Source organism: Phocaeicola barnesiae DSM 18169 = JCM 13652 (genome assembly GCF_000374585.1).
Taxonomy (GTDB): domain Bacteria; phylum Bacteroidota; class Bacteroidia; order Bacteroidales; family Bacteroidaceae; genus Phocaeicola; species Phocaeicola barnesiae.
In genome coordinates this window covers 59,447-77,463 of sequence record NZ_KB894656.1, presented here as the reverse complement: position 1 = coordinate 77,463, position 18,017 = coordinate 59,447, and the positions used below count along the sequence as shown (strand labels likewise).

Below are 18,017 nucleotides of genomic sequence, written 5' to 3'. Positions count from 1 at the left end.
CAGTACAATATACTCAGTTATGTCAAACGCAATGAGTCATACGAAACTATCGGAGGACTCTTTGCTGAAATTTCAAAGAACTCTGTTGAACTTTCAGTAGCCGAAAAAATTTGGCTGCTGATCGTAGAAGTTATAAACGTCATTGCCGAGGTACTTAACTGTGATGCAATGGTTCTGACAGAACAAGTAATATCAAACGATAAACAAATCAAAGCAGTAAAGCAGGCTTTCGACAGACTGACACCAGCCGCCTGAGGAGCTACACTTTACTTGCGAAACTTAAGTAAATATGCCGCTTTTTATCTGCTTATAAATCAGCTATAAATCCGTCAAAATCCTTAGTATTCCCCTTCTTTTTGAAGATTTTTTCATATAAACGGGTGCGTTTGGATGTGACCGATTGTGGGCTACAATTGAAAATAACGGCAATTGCCTTCGGAGAGATGTTGGTTTTGACCAAATAACAAAGCCGAAGGTCGTCTTTTGAGATTTTCGGATACATTTGACGCAACCGCCCATCGAAGTTGTATGAAACTTTATTGATAGCTATTCGCAGCTCTTCCCATTTATCTTCGGTCACTCTTTTATTGAAATCATATCCGGGATTAGCAAAAAAATGTACAATGGAAGATTGTATCAAGTCTGCCATTTGAATTTCTCGTTCTGTAATTTCCTGCTGTATTTTATATTTCTGCAACTCTGCGATTTCTTTTTGTTGCTTCAGCGTTTGTATCAATTGCTGCTTTGATAAATTCGCTTGTTGCAGTAAATGCTGTAATTCGTTGATTTTTTCTCGATTCTCGGCTAATGTATTTTTCCCATTTTCTACCAATTGTTGAAGTTCCGAGATTTGAATTTCCCTGTTGTTGATGGTTTGCCTGATTTTTTGTTCCTGTAACTCTAAAGCATCTTTTTGTTGTTGTATTTCTAGTACTAACTCTTTATTGGATGATTCTGCTTGCTTTAACTGTTGTTGTAGCAACATCAATTTTTCCTGTTTTTCAGCTAATAGCGTTTGTTTGTTCTGCATCAATTGATGGATACGGGATTCCTGTTCTTTTTGTCTCGAAAAGTCTCGTTTTATCTTTTTGATGTATTGGCAAGAGATTATAAGTAAGAGCATTAAAATTATACCGCCTGTAGTTAAGGCAAGTATTAATCGCCATTTTCGCGTATTTTCTAATTGCAACTTTTGGTTTTCATTTTTAGCTTTTTGATAATTATATTTTTTTAAGCTTTCTGCTTGATTGATTTTTTGGATACTATCGGAACAGAGAGCGGCCAGTCGTTCATATTGAAACGCAGAAGAATTATTTTGTGAAGAATTCAAATCCGCCAATTGTCGGTATATGCTTTTCTGCAAGTATATGTTTTTGTTATACTTGGCTTGAAGAGCCTTTAGAAGATAGTATTTGGCCGAATCTTCTTGTTGCCGGTATAAATAAATACGGGCTATATTATATAGGGTAGTAGCATTTTCCTTTTTGCTTTTTTCGGGTATGTAAGCCAATGCTTTTTCAGAGTCATCGTATCGGTGTAAATCTGCTAGTATGGCTGCCAGTTCCCTCAGTATGGAATATGCCGTAAGTGTATCCTTTGCATTAAAAGCAATCCGGACAGCTTTTTGATAACAAATTTCCATGCTGTCTTTTTGATTTATTTTACTATATAGACGGGCTTTATTACGTAACGCATAAGTAATGCCAATTGTATCTTTTTGCATACAATAATAATCATAGGATTTATTCGCCATTTCAGAAGCCTCTGCCAAAAGGTTTTGATAAGAAAAAACGTACATTTTTTGTTCATAGACTCGTCCTAATAAATCATATTGTTGAGTCTTTTCTCCCAAATCTGCGGCTTCTTGAAAAGCTTTTAAAGCCTCCAACGGTTCATCCAAATCTCGATATATCCTTCCTAGCATATAATAAGCCTCCAGTCGCTTGGTAGCGTCCCCTTGTTTGTTATAATAAATCACGATGGATTTGATGAGGGAGTCTGAAGTTTGCCGCACGTACAGTTTGTCTTCGGCACGCAGGGTCAAAAGCGCATGATACACGCGTGTCTCTTCCGGCTCGTCGGCCATCTGTGAGTCCAGTTGCGAGAGGTAGTAAAGGGCACTGTCGGGACGGGTAGACAGCAGACTGATGGCACGCTGCATGGCTGAAGGATAGGATTTTTCAGCACGCTGGCACGACAGACCTGCGAACAGGACAGACAGAAACAGGAGGGGAACGTAGATGTATTTCATGCGGCTACTCGTTGAACGGTACAAAGATAGCATTTTTTTGATGAGTAAAAACTTTGTTTTTCAAGTTTGATTCTCCTTAACTTTTTTGTATCTTTGAATTTCAAACGTTTTTCCGTTATCCATTAAATATTCATAGTTACATGAAATATCCCATTGGCATACAGAGTTTCGAACGCATCATCGAAGGCGGTTACGTCTATGTCGACAAGACTGAATTAATCTACAGGCTGACCCACGAGAGCAGTATCTGTTTCCTGAGCCGTCCCCGCCGTTTCGGGAAGAGCCTGTTGGTCTCTACGCTGGAGAACTATTATCAGGGCCGTAAGGAGCTGTTCCGCGGTCTGGCCATGGAGCGTCTGGAGAAGGACTGGTATGTCTATCCGGTATTTCATGTGGACTTCAACGGGTCTGATTTTACACGTGAAGGGATATTGGAGGAGCGCCTGGCCGATTATGTCTCTGGATGGGAATCGGGCTATGGCCTTTCTTCCGGAGATGATAAGCATGATCTGGGTGGACGTTTCCTGAAGGTGCTCCGTACCGCCCACGAACAGACGGGGCGCCGTGCCGTAGTGCTGATTGATGAGTACGACAAGCCGATACTGGATGTGCTCGATGTAAACGCCGCGCTGGAAGACCGTCACCGGAACGTACTGAAGGGCTTCTATTCGGTATTCAAGGCTGCCGACCGTCACCTTCAGTTCGTGCTTCTGACGGGTGTGACCAAGTTCTCTCAGGTGAGTGTTTTCAGCGGTTTCAACCAGCCCGATGACATCAGCATGAGCATGGACTACGAGTCTCTTTGCGGCATAACCCAGGAGGAGTTGGACCGTTATTTTGCGGAGCCTGTAGCACGCATGGCTACGGATTACCGTTGTACGGCAGAGGAGATGCGTCAGCGGTTGAAACTGCAGTATGACGGGTATCATTTCAGCGACCGGCTGACGGATATATACAATCCGTTCAGTCTGCTCAATGCTTTCAGCAAGCGCCGCATCTACGATTACTGGTTCAGTTCGGGCACACCGACCTATCTGGTACGGCTGCTTACCCATTTCAGTGAGAACATGAACGAACTGACGGGCAAATATTACCGTCCCGAGGAGTTTATCGACTACAAGGCCGACATGGAACAGCCCCTGCCGATGATTTATCAGAGCGGTTACCTGACCATCAAGGACTATGACATGGATTTTAATACCTTCCTGTTGGATTTTCCGAACAATGAAGTGAAGAACGGATTCCTGACTGTTCTGGCAACGTCGTACCTGAAGCCTTCGGAAGAGACGGGTGGCTGGATCCGTGAGGTAGTCCGTACGTTGAGGGCCGGCAATCCGGAAAAGCTCTGTACGTTGTTCACATCGTTCCTGGCAGGTATACCCTATACGATGCGCCGCAAGGAGGATGAGGCCGAGCGTGAGCGTTATTTCCAGTATACTTTTTATCTGATCATGCGTCTGGTGAGCGTCTATACGGTGTATGTGGAGAAGGTTCAGAGCCAGGGCCGTGTGGACTGTATCGTAGAGACTCCGGAGTATGTCTACATTTTCGAGTTCAAGCTGGACGGTACAGCCTCCGATGCGTTGCGCCAGATAGAGGAGAAGGGTTATGCCCGCGAATACGCTTCCGATAGCCGCAAGTTGTACAGGATAGGTGCCGTCTTTTCTTCCGAGACGGGTACCATCGGCGAGTGGAAGGCGGTCTGTAGCGATAAATAGGAAGGATTACTCTCAGTAGTTTCTTCTTATTTTGGTAACTTTTTATATCTGTAGTCCCGGATTACCAATTTAGAATTACGATATTTATACCGCCGGCAGGCTGTTTCCGTTTATTTTCCGGTAGAGGTCGAGGGCATATACATCGGTCATGCCGGAAATATAGTCGAGTACGGCCTGTATTTTTCCGAACAGGCTGGGCGCATGGATGTCGTACTGGGTGGAAATGCGGTTGATGAGCAGTTGGGAGTAGGCTTTTTCCGGAAAACGGACTGCGTCAATCATGAGGTCTATCAGGGTAGTGATGACCCTGTAACCGGCCAGTTCAATATCGACCACATCCTTGGAACAGTAAATCTTGGCGAAGGCCGTGCGTGAACAGGCTTCGTAGGCCTCCTTGACGGGAGAAGCCATTTGTCTGATGAGCGGACCTTCGAATGTCCCTTCCAGTATTTGCCGTTCGTTTTCTACGAAGATACGGGTACATTCCTTCACCAGCACACCGATGGCCGACGAACGCAGGTAAGCTATCTGTTCGTTCGTGTCGCTTACCAGCCGGCATGTATCCTGAATGTGTTTCAGCCGATCTTCGCTGAAGAAAGCGGCATAAAGGGCTTTGGTTTCGTCGGTGGTAAGAATCTTCAGCTTGTGGGCGTCTTCCAGGTCCATCATCTGGTAGCAGATGTCGTCGGCGGCTTCCACCAGGTAAACCAGCGGATGGCGGGCGTAGCGCAACGGTTCGCCTTCCCGGCTGAGGCATATGATACCCAGTTCTTCTGCTATTTTCCGGTAATCGTTTGTTTCGGTAGTGAAGAAGCCGAATTTCTGTTTGTTTCCGGCCAGACTGGCTGAGTAGGGGTATTTCACGATGGAGGCCAGCGTGGAGTAGGTCAGAACGAAACCGCCGGGTCTGCGTCCGCAGAACTGGTGGGTCAGCAGCCGGAAGGCATTGGCGTTTCCTTCGAAATGAATCAGGTCTTCCCATTCTTCTTCCGAAACCAGCGGGCGCAGGCTCTGTCCTTTCCCTTCGGAGAAATAGGTGCCGATGGCCTGTTCGCCTGAATGTCCGAAGGGCGGATTTCCCAAATCGTGCGCCAGGCACGCTGCCGACACGATGGAACCGATTTCGCTCAGGTGGGTATCGGCCAGTTCCGGATGTAACTGGAGAAGCCGGAGGGCTACCTCGTTGCCGAGCGAACGTCCTACACAGGATACCTCCAGGCTGTGTGTCAGCCGGTTATGGACGAAGATGCTACCCGGAAGCGGAAAAACCTGGGTCTTGTTCTGCAGGCGGCGGAACGGGGCCGAGAATATCAGCCGGTCATAGTCGCGCTGAAACTCGGTACGGTCGTCCTTTCGGGTATGGTGGTAGGCTTCCAGCCCAAATCGCTTGTTCGAAATCAGTTGTTCCCAGTTCATGGCTTCGGTTGTTATCGGTTATATAGATGCAAAAGTAGGAAAGATTTGCCAAATAATTAAAAGAAGCCGGTCGAAATTATTTCTGAATATCAGAGAATGAGCCGTGTCGTAATTGAAGTGAATGAGTGTTCCAAAAACATCCGTTCGTTTGAATCCATTCGTCCGTTTGTTTTATCTGGAACGTCCGTTCGTTTGGAAGTAAACGTGAGCATGTTTTTAATCCGACTTTTCTTGGGCCTGAAGCCGGAATTTCAGCGTCTCTTTTTATAAAAAATGATAAACACGCATGTAAATCACGCGAAATGTGTAAATTCGCAAATTTGAAAATGGAAAAGGATTAAATGAGCATGAAAATACAGATTATCAATCAATCGAAACACCCGCTACCCCAGTATGCCACTCCGCTTTCTGCCGGAATGGACTTGCGGGCAAACCTGGATGAACCGGTTATTCTGAAACCTTTGCAGCGTTGCTTGGTGCCGACAGGACTTTACATAGCTCTGCCTGCCGGATATGAAGCGCAGGTGCGCCCCCGGAGCGGACTGGCGTTGAAGAAGGGAGTGACAGTACTGAATTCGCCGGGTACCATCGATGCCGATTACCGGGGGGAAATCCGGGTGATTCTGGTCAACCTTTCGTCCGAAGAGTTCGTCATCGAAGACGGGGAGCGGATAGCCCAGATGGTTATTGCACGTCATGAACAGGCCGAATGGGAGGTAGTGGATGTGTTGGATGAGACCGAGCGTGGGGCCGGAGGCTTCGGCCATACCGGTACGGTCTGATAAACGGAAAATTATGAAGAAACTGGTTTATGTATATGTAGCCTGTATGTTGGCATTGCTGGCTGCCTGCGGTACTTCCGGCAGACAGACCGGACGTTCCAAGTCGGTGGCTGCAGTCATGGAGAAAAAAGACACGCTGACATACGAACAACGGCGGAAATACGATTATTATTTTCTGGAAGCTGTCCGTATGAAGCAGAAAGGAGAATACGATGCGGCCTTCGAACTGTATAAGCACTGTCTGGACATCAACCCTAATTCGGCACCGGCACTGTATGAGATTTCGCAGTTCTACATGTTCCTGGGGCAGGAAGACAAGGGAGAGGATGCCTTGAAGCGCGCCGTGCGGGCAAACGACTCGAATTTCTGGTACAAGCAGACATTGGCTGCATATTACCAGCGCAAACGGGATTTGCCGAAAGCGATTGCCGTGTACGAAGACATGGCGACTTTGTTTCCTTCACGGCTGGACCCGTTGATTTCACTGATAGACTTGTACAACCAGACAAAGAGTTATCCGGAAGTAGTGAATACCCTGAACCGCCTGGAGGAACTGGACGGAAAGTCAGAGCAAATCAGTATGGAGAAGTTCCGTATGTATCTGCTGATGGACAATCAGGAGGAGGCTTTCAACGAAATCAAGAGCCTGTCGAACGAATATCCTTACGATATGCGGTATCAGACCATTCTGGGCGATGTGTACCTGAACAATGACAAGCTGCAGGAGGCATACGATACGTATCAGCATATCCTGAAGGAAGAACCGGGTTATGCACCGGCTTTGCTGTCGATGGCTTCCTATTATCAGAAGATGGGGCAGGACAGTCTGTATCGCCTGCAGCTGGACACCATTCTGCTGAATGACGATGTGGAATCGGATACGAAGATGAGTATCATGCGTCAGCTTATCCTTCAGTCGGAACAGACCACGAAGGACAGCACACAGATTGTATCACTTTTCCGTCAGATTCTGGAACGTCCGCAACAGAATGCCGATTTGGCCATGCTGTGCGCGCAGTACCTGATTACCAAGAATATGGAAAAGGAATCGGTACCGGTACTGAACCAAGTGCTTGCCTTGGATCCGGAAAACAAGCCGGCTCGTCTGCAGTTGTTGAGCTATGCCATCCGTGACAATGATTTGGATGAAGTGATTCGGGTTGCTCTGCCGGCGCTTCAGTATTCGCCCGAAGCCATGGAATTCTATTATTACCTGGGAATCGCTTATTATCAGAAGGAAGAGAGCGACAAGGCACTGGATGTTTTCATCAAAGGGATAGGGCAGGTGAACGAAAAGACAGACAAGCAGCTGGTGTCCGACCTGTATGCCATTATCGGAGATATTTACAGCAGTAAAGAATTGTCTGACAAGGCTTATGCCGCTTACGATTCGTCCTTGGTCTACAATCCGGACAATATCGGAACCCTGAATAATTATGCCTATTTCCTGTCTGTAGACCGGAAGCATCTGGACAAAGCGGAAGAAATGAGCTATCGGACGGTCAAGGCTGAACCGGAGAATGCTACTTATCTGGATACGTATGCCTGGATTCTGTTTGAAAAAGGAAAGTATACTGAGGCGCGTATCTATATAGACCAGGCTTTGAAGAACGGTGGAGACAGCAGCCAGGTGATTGTGGAACACGGTGGAGACATCTATTATATGGTGGGCGACCGTGACAAGGCGTTGGAATACTGGAAGAAGGCCGATGCCATGGGTAGTACCCCTGAAGACGGTTCTACTCCCCGCACTCCGGAAGAATTGAAACGCTTGAAACGGAAAATCGCATTAAAGAAATACATCGCAGAATGAAACGGAACCTATTCTTTTATCTTTTGGCAGGCTTTGTTGCCTTGCTGGTCGCTTCTTGCTCTTCTACCCGACGTATGCAGAAGACTCCCATGATAGGAGGACTGACAGGTACGGATTATATGGAGAAGGTCATCGAGTGGGCTCCCCGTTGGCAGTGTGTGACGGGGAAAGTAGCCTTGAACCTGAATACGGGAAAGAGTGCGAACAAGGTAAGTGCTACTCTGCGTATCAAACGGGGGGATGTTATCCAGCTTTCGGTAGCGCCATTGCTGGGTATCGAAGTGGCCCGGATGGAGATTACACCGGAGGGGATTCTGGTGGTAGACCGGATGAACAAACGGTATGTACGTGAGTCGTTCGGCGCCATCAGTGAACTGGCTCATGTGGATTTGAATTTCAACATGTTGCAGTCGTTGTTCCTGAACGAACTGTTTTTACCCCGCAAGACGCAGCTGTCGGTGGCTGATGCTTCGGATTTCACAGTGATTCAGGACGGTACGCTGGCTTGTCTGGAGCCGAAATCGGGAAGGATATTGTCCTGTCGCTTTTGGACGACGGCAGACCAGGGTTTGCTGGAGAAGACCCGTATCGGTGTGAAGGGCTCAGCTTATGGACTGGACTGGGCATACAGTGATTTCGGCGCATTGGACGGGAAGAATTTTCCGCAGCACATGCTGGTGAATGTATTGGGGACCGATAAACCGATATCGCTGGATATGAAATTTTCCCGGTTGTCGGTCAACAGTGATTGGGAGACCCGTACGGAACTGTCTTCCCGTTATCAGCGTATTGAATTGGCAGAACTGTTGAAAATGTTGTTGAAATTATGAAACGGATTGTCGGTTTGCTGGTTGTGTTAGGTGTAGGGCTGATGCCGCTTCGGGCACAGACTACCCGTGCTATCCGTCAGTTGGAGCAACAACGGAACGAGCTGAAAGAGCAGATTGCTGCTTCCGAGACGTTGTTGCAGTCTACCAAGAAAGACGTGAAGAGCCAGTTGGCCGACTTGGCATTGATTACCGGGCAGATAGACGAACGGCAGAAGTATCTGAATACGATTGAGAGCGATGTGCAGACCATTCAGCAGGAAGTGGACCGTCTGCAGGTGGAACTCTCGCACTTGGAAACAGAATTGGCTGACAAGAAAGCGAAGTATGAGCGGTCGGTGAAATACATGTACCGTAACAAGTCTATCCAGGAGAAGCTGATGTTCATCTTCTCGGCCGAAAATTTGACTCAGATGTACCGACGGATGCGCTATGTACGTGAATATGCCGATTTTCAGCGTCTGCAGGGAATTCAGGTCCAACGGAAACAGCAGCAGGTGACGGCCAAGCAGCGTACCCTGGTGGCCAGTCGGAAAGCAAAAGAGGAGTTGTTGGCACAAGGAGAGGCTGAAAAACAGAAATTGCAGGAGCAGGAACAGCAGCGGAAGACACTGGTGGCTTCATTGCAGAAAAAACAGCGCAGCCTTCAGAGTGAGTTGAACAAGCAACGTAAATCGGCAAACAAACTGAATGCTCAGATTGACAGACTGATAGAAATTGAAATAGAAAAAGCCCGGAAACGTGAGGAGGAACGGAAAGCAGCCGAAGCCAGACGCTTGGCAGAGGAGAAAAGACTTGCCGAAGCTCGTGCAGCCGAAGCCAGACGTAAAGAAGCGGCTCGTACAGAAACATCGGGAAGCAAGGAAGAAGATGCAGTTATTACTCCTGCGACTCCGAAAATGGATGCCTATAAGGTGGATTCGGATGACCGTACACTGGTTTCCTCTTTCGAAAAAAACCGTGGAGCCTTGCCGGTGCCTATTACAGGACCTTATGTCATCGTAGGGCATTATGGACAGTACGATGTGCCAGGTCTTCGGAATGTACGGTTGGATAATAAAGGTATTGATATCAAGGGACAGGCAGGAGCCAATGCGCGTGCCATTTTCGACGGTGAAGTATCGGCTATTTTCCAGTATAACGGATTGACTAATGTATTGGTCCGTCACGGGAATTATATTTCAGTATATTGTAACCTGCAGTCTGTACAGGTACAGAAAGGAAGTAAGATACATACCCGGGATATCATCGGAAAGATTCATACGAACGCCGAAGGAAATACTATTCTGCACTTCCAGTTGCGGAAAGAAACGGCCAAGCTGAATCCGGAAGTCTGGATTCGGCGTTAAAGAAAAAACAGGAACAGCCGCAGGATGCTCTGAGAATGACATCTTGCGGCTGTTTTGTGTCTGAAAGCGGACTGAATCAGATAACCAGTCCGTCCAGTATCTGGATATAGAGGTCTATCGCTTCAGTAATTTCCTGAATCATTACGTATTCGTCGGCTGTATGTGAACGGGATGATTTTCCCGGTCCTATTTTAACTGACGGGAAGTTCATTAGTGCCTGGTCCGACAGGGTAGGCGAACCGAACGCCACTCTTCCTAAAGAAACGGTACGCTGGATAAAAGGATGGTCCAGAGGTATGCTGGAAGAGTTCAACCGGAATGAACGGGCCTTGACTTCGCAGTTTATGTGGCGGCTTATTTCTTCAAACAGTTCTTGGTTGGAATAGCATTCATTGCTCCGGATGTCTACTACGGCAGTACAAGTGTCTGGAATGACATTGTGCTGTGTACCGGCATTGATTTGCGTCACGGTCATCTTGACTGGTCCCAGCAGGGGAGATACGTTGGGGAACTGGTGGCTTTGGAACCATTGGATATCCGGCAGAATTTTGTAGATGGCATTCTCTCCTTCGTTGCGGGCGGCATGACCCGATTTGCCGTGTGCTGTCACATCCAGCACCATCAGTCCTTTTTCGGCTACGGCCGGATGCATTTCGGTAGGTTCACCTACAATTCCTAAGGCAATGGGAGGGAGTTGCGGCAATACACTCTCAATACCGTTCTTCCCCGATACCTCCTCTTCACAGGAAGCCAGAAAAATCAGGTTGTATGCCTGTTCGGTCGTACTCAGGTAGCGGTATGCCTGAAACAATGAAACGACACTGGCCCCTGCATCGTTACTGCCCAATCCGTACAGTTTTCCGTTGTCCTGCTTCGGGGTGAACGGATGCTTGCGCCATCCGTTTACCGGTTTTACGGTGTCAATGTGCGAATTGAGCAAGATAGTCGGCTTGTTGGTGTCGAACATGGGACTGATGCACCAGATGTTGTTTCCGGAACGTCCGGTCATGATTCCTGATTCCTCGATATAGTTCTGAAGGAAATCGGCAGCTGCTTCTTCTTCCCGGCTGATAGAAGGTATTCCGATAAGTGCCTGGAGTAATGTCAGCGCCTCTGAAGTATAGTAACCTAAATCCACCATATAATATTGTCCTTTTATTTGCACAAAGATAATTTATTTTCGAATAAATTCCTGCTTTTGGCTGTTAGAATGTAAATGTTTCTGTAAAGAATTTGGGAGTGACTGGCGGATGGCCTATGGGGGCCTGTGAAATTAAGGGAGGGTTTTTCGACGTAATTCTAAATAAAATGATATATTTGCAATCAGATTAAAACGATTGATAATGAACAATTCTTGTTTGTCCCGGCTTATTCCGCTTCAAGCAGATAAATACGGGGATAAAGTTGCCTTAAAATACCGTGACTATACACAGTCTCTTTGGATTCCGGTGACGTGGAACCAATTTGCAGAAAATGTGAATGCTGTATCGAATGCATTGATGGCATTAGGGGTTGAAGTGCAGGAGAATATCGGTGTGTTCTCGCAGAACAAGCCGGAATGTCTGTATGTGGATTTCGGCGCTTTTGCCATACGCGGCGTGACGGTGCCTCTGTATGCGACGAGTTCAGAAGCACAGGTGCATTATATTCTGGAGGATGCTTCGATACATTATCTGTTCGTGGGTGAACAATATCAGTACGATGTCGCTTATCGGGTGCAGAATCTGTGCAATACACTGAAACAGATTATTATCTTCGATTCAGCGGTACAACGTTCGCCGAACGACCAGAATTCCATTTATTTCTCGGAGTTTTTGGAATCAGGTAAGGATAGAATGCATCAAGAGGCCATTGACAAGCGTACTGCTGACTCCTCATCCGACGATTTGGCGAATATCCTGTATACATCGGGTACAACCGGTGAGGCCAAAGGGGTGATGTTGCATCACTCGTGTTACGAAGCTGCTTTCAAAGGACATGATTTACGCTTGAAGACATTGACAGAGGATGATGTCATCATGAATTTCCTGCCATTTACCCATATTTTTGAGCGGGCGTGGTCTTTCTATTGTCTGAATAAAGGTTGTACCTTGTGTATTAATCTGCGTCCTCAGGATATACAGATGACAATCAAAGAAATACGTCCTACAGCAATGTGTAGTGTCCCGCGTTTCTGGGAAAAGGTCTATGCCGGCGCGATGGAAAAGATCCATACGAGTAACGGGCTGAAAAAGGCTTTGATGCTGGATGCCTTGAAAGTGGGTAAGGAACATAATGTGGACTACCTGATGAATGGTAAGACTCCGCCTCCGTTCCTGCATATGAAATACAGGTTTTATGAAAAGACCATTTACAGCTTGTTGAAGAAGACCATCGGTATTGAAAACGGTAACTTCTTCCCTACAGCCGGTGCGGCTATTCCGGAAAAAGTAGAGGAATTTGTGCATTCGGTGGGCATCGACATGATAGGTGGCTACGGACTGACGGAAAGTACGGCTACGGTATCTTGCGAATGGAAGGAAGATTTCTGTATCGGTTCGGTAGGACGGGTATTGCCGGGAGTAGAGGTGAAGATCGGTGAGAACAATGAGATTCTGCTTCGTGGCGGAACCATCACCAAAGGGTATTATAAAAAGGAAGCCATCACTAAGCAGGCATTTACAGAGGACGGATGGTTCCGTACCGGTGATGCCGGATATTTCAAGGACGGTTTCCTGTATCTGACGGACCGTATCAAGGACTTGTTCAAGACATCCAACGGAAAGTATATCGCTCCGCAGGCTATTGAGACCAAAATGGTAGTAGATCGCTACATTGACCAGATTTCTATCATAGCCGACCAGCGGAAATATGTTTCGGCCTTGATTGTGCCTGAATATTCTCAGGTAGAGAAATATGCCCGCAATCACGGTATTTCATTTAAGGACCGGAAGGAATTGTTGGAAAATCCGGAAATTATCCGGTTGTTCCAAGCCCGTATCGATACGTTGCAGCAACAGTTTGCCCATTATGAACAAATCAAACGGTTTACGCTGTTGCAGGAGCCGTTCAGCATGGAGCGGGGAGAATTGACCAATACCCTGAAGATTAAGCGCTCGGTATTGCTCAAGAATTATGCAAAAGAAATTGAAAAAATGTACGAAGAATAAAAAACGGGTCCGATTCTCTGAAAATCATCACTTATCGAGGAAGTGAGAGACAGAAAATCGGACCTGTTTCTTCCTGAATACCCGCTTTTTTGTTAATTTTGCCACCTCAAACGAATTTAAGTTTTCAACATGATTACAATAGAACAACTCAAGGACGTAAAAGAACGTACTGCGGCACTTTATCGTTACCTGGACATCGAGAACAAGAAGGTTCAGGTAGAAGAAGAGCAGCTCCGTACGCAGGCTCCCGGTTTTTGGGACGATGCGAAGAAAGCAGAAGCTCAGATGAAGAAGGTGAAGGGCTTGCAGAGCTGGATTGAAGGATACAATGAAGTGAAGACATTGGCGGATGAACTGGAACTGGCATTCGACTTCTATAAAGATGAACTGGTGACAGAGGCTGAAGTGGATGAAGCCTACGCCAAGGCTATCCAGGCTGTGGAGGCACTCGAACTGAAGAACATGCTGCGCTCCGAGGCCGACCAGATGGACTGTGTATTGAAAATCAACTCTGGAGCCGGAGGTACGGAAAGTCAGGACTGGTCTTCCATGTTGATGCGTATGTATATGCGTTGGGCAGAAAGCAACGGTTATAAGCTGTCTGTAGCCAACCTGCAGGAAGGCGATGAAGCCGGAATCAAGACTGTAACGATGAATATCGAAGGAGCATACGCTTATGGTTACCTGAAGGGGGAAAACGGTGTGCACCGTCTGGTACGTGTCTCTCCTTACAATGCACAAGGAAAACGTATGACTTCATTTGCTTCTGTATTCGTTACTCCGTTGGTAGACGATTCTATTGAGGTGACTGTAGAACCAGCCCGCTTGTCTTGGGATACTTTCCGAAGCGGGGGTGCCGGTGGTCAGAACGTAAATAAAGTAGAATCAGGAGTTCGTTTGCGTTATCAGTACAAGGACCCGTATACGGGAGAAGAAGAAGAAATCCTGATTGAAAATACCGAGACACGTGACCAGCCGAAGAACAAGGAAAATGCCATGCGTCAGTTGCGTTCTATCTTGTACGACAAGGAACTGAAGCACCGTATGGAGGAACAGGCAAAGGTAGAAGCCGGAAAGAAGAAAATCGAATGGGGCTCACAGATCCGTAGCTACGTGTTCGATGACCGCCGGGTGAAGGACCATCGTACCAACTTCCAGACATCCGATGTGAACGGAGTGATGGACGGTAAGATTGACGGTTTCATTAAGGCGTATCTGATGGAATTTTCAGACAGCGAAGACTAAAAAAAGTTTTTTTATTTGCTTTCTCTCAGATTTATTGTATTTTTGGACGATCTTCAATCTTAAATATAAGAAACTATGGGAAAGAGTAATAATCTCAAGAGGCAAAATTACAGCAAACGGGAAGAAGAAAAGGCGAACCGCCTGTTCAAATCGATTTGTATTGCTTTGCTGTTGTTGGCTGCTCTGATTATTGTAGGGTATGCGTTAGCTTCCTGAGTAGAAAAGAATGTTAAGTCGAGGCATTGCCATCCGCGGATGCAAGAGAGGAGTTTGTACCTGCTTGTTGTTCCTTCGGTGTGGCAATGCTTTTTTTGTGGAATAAGGTTTAATTATGGCGCAGGAAATAGAACGGAAATTTCTGGTAAAGGATGATTCTTACCGGAAGATGGCAGATAGCAGCAGTCGTATTCGCCAGGGCTATATCTGCAGTATACGTGGACGGACAGTCCGTGTGAGAATACGTGATGCGAAAGGTTATCTCACCATAAAAGGCCCATCCAATGCATCCGGAACCAGCCGGTATGAATGGGAACACGAGTTGCCCTTGGATGAAGCAGAAGAACTGATGCGGTTGTGCGAACCGGGTATGATTGATAAGACCCGTTATCTGGTGAAGGTAGGAAACCACACCTTTGAAGTAGATGAATTCTATGGCGACAATGAAGGGCTGGTAGTGGCGGAAGTGGAACTCAAATCGGAGGATGAGGCTTTCGAACGTCCGGATTTTTTGGGAGAAGAGGTGACCGGACAGGTGAAGTATTACAACTCTTTTTTGATGAAAGTTCCCTACAACCGCTGGAAAAATGACCCTGAAATCGGTTAAAACGGGTTTTTGACCCCCTTTCAACTGTTATTTTAAGGGGTAAAATCTATCATTGATAGTTTCACCCCCATAGGATAACGGGTTTTGGGCGGTGCTCTCATGCTTTTGTCTGTAATATTGCAGAGACTAAACAAAAAAGAATTTTAATCTCGAAAACAGACCATTATGAGAACAGCTAATTTTGCTCAGAACCTGCTTAGTTTGCAGCCCGAACTGCTGAACTTTGCGTACAAGCTTACAGCAGACCACGAGGAGGCAAACGACCTTCTTCAAGAGACTTCACTGAAGGCTTTGGACAATGAAGATAGATATACAGATGAAACCAATTTCAAAGGATGGATTTATACCATCATGCGGAATATTTTCATCAACAACTACCGGAAAACTTTACGTGACCAGACTTATGTAGATACAACCGATAACCAGTACTTCCTGAATCAAGGAATCGACATCGAAGTGGATTCTACAGAAGTGGCATACGATTTGAAGGAAATCCGCCACATTGTAAATGGACTCTCAAAAGAATACCGTGTACCATTTGCCATGTATGTGTCAGGGTTCAAATACCGTGAGATTGCTGACCGCTTAGGCTTGCCGTTGGGTACAGTAAAGAGCCGTATCTACATTACACGTCAGAAACTGCAACAAGATTTGAAGGACTTCCGCTAACAAAAGGACTTCTGTTAATAAAATGATATAACTCTCTATTTTTAAAATTATAGTTTGGGGGCACCGGATGCTGTGAAGTATCCGGTGTCTTTGCGTTTATTTATCTGTAGACTTCCGTTTGAGGTATCTCCATACCAGGAAACGGTAGATGTAATGACACGCCGGAATAGATGCCAATGCACCTACAGAGTTGGCCAGGAAGTCCAGCCAGTCACCGCTACGCATGTCCGTGCAGTTTTCTTGTAGGATTTCTATAAGCCCGCTAATTAGAATAGGGAGTAGCACGGCTCCAGGTATTATCCGTTTCCAGCGGATGGAAGAATGCGACCATAGATATTCTATCCAAATCATGCTGCTGAATCCGAAGTACATGCAGAAGTGTACAAGTTTGTCGAGATTAGGAATTTCGTTCAAATCTGTCTTCGGTGGCGTGAAAAAGGACAAATAGCAGATAATTGCTAGGATAATGAGCGATATCGGATAATGTTTGATATAATATAGCATATTTTATGTTGTTTCTGATGGGCAAAGATATAAAAAGATTGTATTTTTGTGGGCTGTAAAGAGTAAAATTGTAACTAAAACGAGGTAATTTATGAAGAATAGTGAAGGACGTGTGAATTTTGGAAGTAGACTGGGCGCGATTTTGGCTGCTGCCGGGTCGGCAGTAGGATTGGGCAACGTGTGGCGTTTCCCGTATGAGACCGGAAATCACGGAGGTGCTGCTTTCATTCTGATATATGTCGGGTTGGTTTTTCTGTTCGGACTTCCCATCATGATAGCGGAATTTACTATAGGAAGGCGTGCGAAGGCCAGTACCGGTGAGGCGTATAGGGTGTTGGCACCTGGAACCCAATGGAAATGGGTCGGTTATTTAGGAGTGCTGACAGGTTTCTTGATTTTGGGATATTATTCGGTCGTTTCCGGGTGGACGTTGGAATACATTTATCAGGCTCTGACCGGTGGATTGGCCGATAAAACGCCTGCCGGATACATCCAGATGTTCGATGATTTTTCGGCCGGTTCGTTCCGCCCGTTGTTGTGGCTGGCTGTTTTCCTGTTCATCACTCATTATGTTGTGGCGAAAGGGGTGAAGGACGGTATTGAACGTTCTGCCAAGATTCTGATGCCGGCCTTGTTTGTACTGGTAGTCATTTTAGCCTGCTGTTCGGTTTCTTTGCCGGGGGCAGAAAAGGGAATCAGCTTCTTGTTGAAGCCGGATTTCAGTAAGGTGACGGCCGATGTATTCTTAGGTGCGATGGGGCAGGCTTTCTTTTCATTGAGCCTGGGCATGGGTTGCCTTTCTACCTATGCGTCTTATTTCGGCCCGAATACACGTCTGGGAGCAACTGCCATGAGTGTGGGATTGATTGATACGTTTGTGGCTATCTTGTCTGGCCTGATAATTTTTCCGGCTGCTTTTGCGGTAGGTATCAATCCTGATGCAGGTCCCTCTCTGATATTCATTACCCTGCCGAATGTTTTCCAACAGGCGTTTGCGGGAATTCCGGTAATGGCTGTGCTGTGCTCGGTTGCTTTCTACGTACTGTTGGCTTTGGCAGCTTTGACTTCTACCATTTCTCTGCACGAAGTGTCTACGGCTTTTCTGTGTGAGAAGTTCGGGTTTACACGTGGACGTGCGGCTACACTGGTAACATCCGGCTGTGTGATAGTCGGTGTCGTCTCTTCATTGTCTTTGGGTGTCTGGAAGCATTTCACTATCGGCGGACTGGAGATATTCAGTGCTTTGGATTTTCTGACGGCCAAGATTATGCTTCCTACAGGAGCCATGCTGTCGGCTATCTTTGTGGGATGGGTACTCGACCGTAAGCTGGTGCGGGATGAAGTGACCAACTACGGCCAATTGAGAGGAAGTTATTATCCGGTTTATATCAATGTGTTGCGTTTTGTCGCTCCTATTGGAATAGCCGTGATTTTCTTGAATGAATTGGGCTTGTTGGGATAGAAAAACAAA

The 18,017-nt window shown here is 46.5% G+C and carries 15 protein-coding genes and 1 pseudogene; 12 read left to right on the top strand and 4 right to left on the bottom strand.

Annotated elements, in window-relative coordinates:
• Positions 1–255: pseudogene (locus C510_RS16550) on the top strand (IS4 family transposase); the annotation flags it as partial.
• A gap of 52 nt (positions 256–307) precedes the next feature.
• Here the strand turns inward: C510_RS16550 and C510_RS0113070 are convergent.
• Positions 308–2,251, bottom strand: coding sequence for a tetratricopeptide repeat protein (locus tag C510_RS0113070; RefSeq protein WP_026320226.1), 1,944 nt, complete (start codon positions 2,249–2,251; stop codon positions 308–310).
• Positions 2,252–2,391: 140 nt separating this feature from the next.
• Between C510_RS0113070 and C510_RS0113065 the strand changes: the two genes are divergently transcribed.
• A complete protein-coding gene (locus C510_RS0113065; protein ID WP_018711745.1) occupies positions 2,392–3,969 on the top strand; it encodes an ATP-binding protein in 1,578 nt (525 codons plus the stop codon).
• 84 nt (positions 3,970–4,053) lie between these two features.
• Here the strand turns inward: C510_RS0113065 and dgt are convergent, their stop codons facing one another.
• Complete coding sequence (gene dgt / locus C510_RS0113060) at positions 4,054–5,385, bottom strand: dGTP triphosphohydrolase (RefSeq protein ID WP_018711744.1); 1,332 nt, start codon at positions 5,383–5,385, stop codon at positions 4,054–4,056.
• A 347-nt stretch (positions 5,386–5,732) separates the two neighbouring features.
• Here dgt and dut point away from each other — a divergent pair, with 347 nt between their 5' ends.
• Genes dut through C510_RS0113040 form a run of 4 tightly spaced genes read left to right on the top strand, consistent with a single transcriptional unit; the run spans position 5,733 to position 10,156 of the window.
• The gene (gene dut / locus C510_RS0113055) at positions 5,733–6,167 is read left to right on the top strand and encodes a dUTP diphosphatase (RefSeq protein ID WP_025892792.1); all 435 of its coding nucleotides are present in this window, start codon (positions 5,733–5,735) and stop codon (positions 6,165–6,167) included.
• Between the two features lie 13 nt (positions 6,168–6,180).
• Positions 6,181–7,980, top strand: coding sequence for a tetratricopeptide repeat protein (locus tag C510_RS0113050; protein ID WP_018711742.1), 1,800 nt, complete (start codon positions 6,181–6,183; stop codon positions 7,978–7,980).
• The gene (lolB1, locus tag C510_RS0113045) at positions 7,977–8,810 is read left to right on the top strand and encodes a lipoprotein insertase outer membrane protein LolB1 (protein ID WP_018711741.1); all 834 of its coding nucleotides are present in this window, start codon (positions 7,977–7,979) and stop codon (positions 8,808–8,810) included. The genes C510_RS0113050 and lolB1 overlap by 4 nt, the downstream gene beginning before the upstream one ends.
• Positions 8,807–10,156: a murein hydrolase activator EnvC family protein gene (locus tag C510_RS0113040; protein WP_018711740.1), complete on the top strand. Its 1,350-nt coding sequence runs from the start codon at positions 8,807–8,809 to the stop codon at positions 10,154–10,156. Before lolB1 ends, C510_RS0113040 begins: the two co-directional genes overlap by 4 nt.
• 76 nt (positions 10,157–10,232) lie before the next feature.
• Here C510_RS0113040 and C510_RS0113035 read toward each other — a convergent pair whose 3' ends face one another.
• Complete coding sequence (locus C510_RS0113035; RefSeq protein WP_018711739.1) at positions 10,233–11,297, bottom strand: M20 family metallo-hydrolase; 1,065 nt, start codon at positions 11,295–11,297, stop codon at positions 10,233–10,235.
• Positions 11,298–11,499: 202 nt separating this feature from the next.
• Here C510_RS0113035 and C510_RS0113030 point away from each other — a divergent pair, with 202 nt between their 5' ends.
• From C510_RS0113030 to C510_RS0113010, 5 genes are all read left to right on the top strand, one after another.
• Positions 11,500–13,305 (top strand): AMP-dependent synthetase/ligase, encoded by a 1,806-nt coding sequence (locus C510_RS0113030; RefSeq protein ID WP_018711738.1) that lies wholly within the window; start codon positions 11,500–11,502, stop codon positions 13,303–13,305.
• Positions 13,306–13,434: 129 nt separating this feature from the next.
• The gene (gene prfB / locus C510_RS0113025) at positions 13,435–14,550 is read left to right on the top strand and encodes a peptide chain release factor 2 (protein ID WP_018711737.1); all 1,116 of its coding nucleotides are present in this window, start codon (positions 13,435–13,437) and stop codon (positions 14,548–14,550) included.
• 75 nt (positions 14,551–14,625) lie between these two features.
• Entirely contained in the window at positions 14,626–14,766 is a 141-nt protein-coding gene (locus C510_RS17515; RefSeq protein WP_018711736.1) for a hypothetical protein, read from the top strand.
• A gap of 115 nt (positions 14,767–14,881) precedes the next feature.
• Positions 14,882–15,373, top strand: a complete 492-nt coding sequence (locus C510_RS0113015; protein WP_018711735.1) for a CYTH domain-containing protein — start codon at positions 14,882–14,884, stop codon at positions 15,371–15,373.
• A gap of 165 nt (positions 15,374–15,538) precedes the next feature.
• Positions 15,539–16,042, top strand: coding sequence for an RNA polymerase sigma factor (locus C510_RS0113010; RefSeq protein ID WP_018711734.1), 504 nt, complete (start codon positions 15,539–15,541; stop codon positions 16,040–16,042).
• A 96-nt stretch (positions 16,043–16,138) separates the two neighbouring features.
• Here the strand turns inward: C510_RS0113010 and C510_RS16545 are convergent, their stop codons facing one another.
• On the bottom strand, positions 16,139–16,546 hold the full coding sequence (locus tag C510_RS16545) for a VanZ family protein (protein ID WP_025892800.1): 408 nt from the start codon (positions 16,544–16,546) through the stop codon (positions 16,139–16,141).
• A gap of 91 nt (positions 16,547–16,637) precedes the next feature.
• Here C510_RS16545 and C510_RS0112995 point away from each other — a divergent pair, with 91 nt between their 5' ends.
• Entirely contained in the window at positions 16,638–18,008 is a 1,371-nt protein-coding gene (locus C510_RS0112995) for a sodium-dependent transporter (RefSeq protein ID WP_018711731.1), read from the top strand.
• The last annotated feature ends 9 nt before the right edge of the window (positions 18,009–18,017 follow it).

Coding starts and splice junctions, on each gene's coding strand:
- C510_RS0113070 (WP_026320226.1), bottom strand. CDS start 2,251: ATGAAATACATCTACGTTCCCCTCCTGTTTCTGTCTGTCCTGTTCGCA.
- C510_RS0113065 (WP_018711745.1), top strand. CDS start 2,392: ATGAAATATCCCATTGGCATACAGAGTTTCGAACGCATCATCGAAGGC.
- dgt (WP_018711744.1), bottom strand. CDS start 5,385: ATGAACTGGGAACAACTGATTTCGAACAAGCGATTTGGGCTGGAAGCC.
- dut (WP_025892792.1), top strand. CDS start 5,733: ATGAAAATACAGATTATCAATCAATCGAAACACCCGCTACCCCAGTAT.
- C510_RS0113050 (WP_018711742.1), top strand. CDS start 6,181: ATGAAGAAACTGGTTTATGTATATGTAGCCTGTATGTTGGCATTGCTG.
- lolB1 (WP_018711741.1), top strand. CDS start 7,977: ATGAAACGGAACCTATTCTTTTATCTTTTGGCAGGCTTTGTTGCCTTG.
- C510_RS0113040 (WP_018711740.1), top strand. CDS start 8,807: ATGAAACGGATTGTCGGTTTGCTGGTTGTGTTAGGTGTAGGGCTGATG.
- C510_RS0113035 (WP_018711739.1), bottom strand. CDS start 11,297: ATGGTGGATTTAGGTTACTATACTTCAGAGGCGCTGACATTACTCCAG.
- C510_RS0113030 (WP_018711738.1), top strand. CDS start 11,500: ATGAACAATTCTTGTTTGTCCCGGCTTATTCCGCTTCAAGCAGATAAA.
- prfB (WP_018711737.1), top strand. CDS start 13,435: ATGATTACAATAGAACAACTCAAGGACGTAAAAGAACGTACTGCGGCA.
- C510_RS17515 (WP_018711736.1), top strand. CDS start 14,626: ATGGGAAAGAGTAATAATCTCAAGAGGCAAAATTACAGCAAACGGGAA.
- C510_RS0113015 (WP_018711735.1), top strand. CDS start 14,882: ATGGCGCAGGAAATAGAACGGAAATTTCTGGTAAAGGATGATTCTTAC.
- C510_RS0113010 (WP_018711734.1), top strand. CDS start 15,539: ATGAGAACAGCTAATTTTGCTCAGAACCTGCTTAGTTTGCAGCCCGAA.
- C510_RS16545 (WP_025892800.1), bottom strand. CDS start 16,546: ATGCTATATTATATCAAACATTATCCGATATCGCTCATTATCCTAGCA.
- C510_RS0112995 (WP_018711731.1), top strand. CDS start 16,638: ATGAAGAATAGTGAAGGACGTGTGAATTTTGGAAGTAGACTGGGCGCG.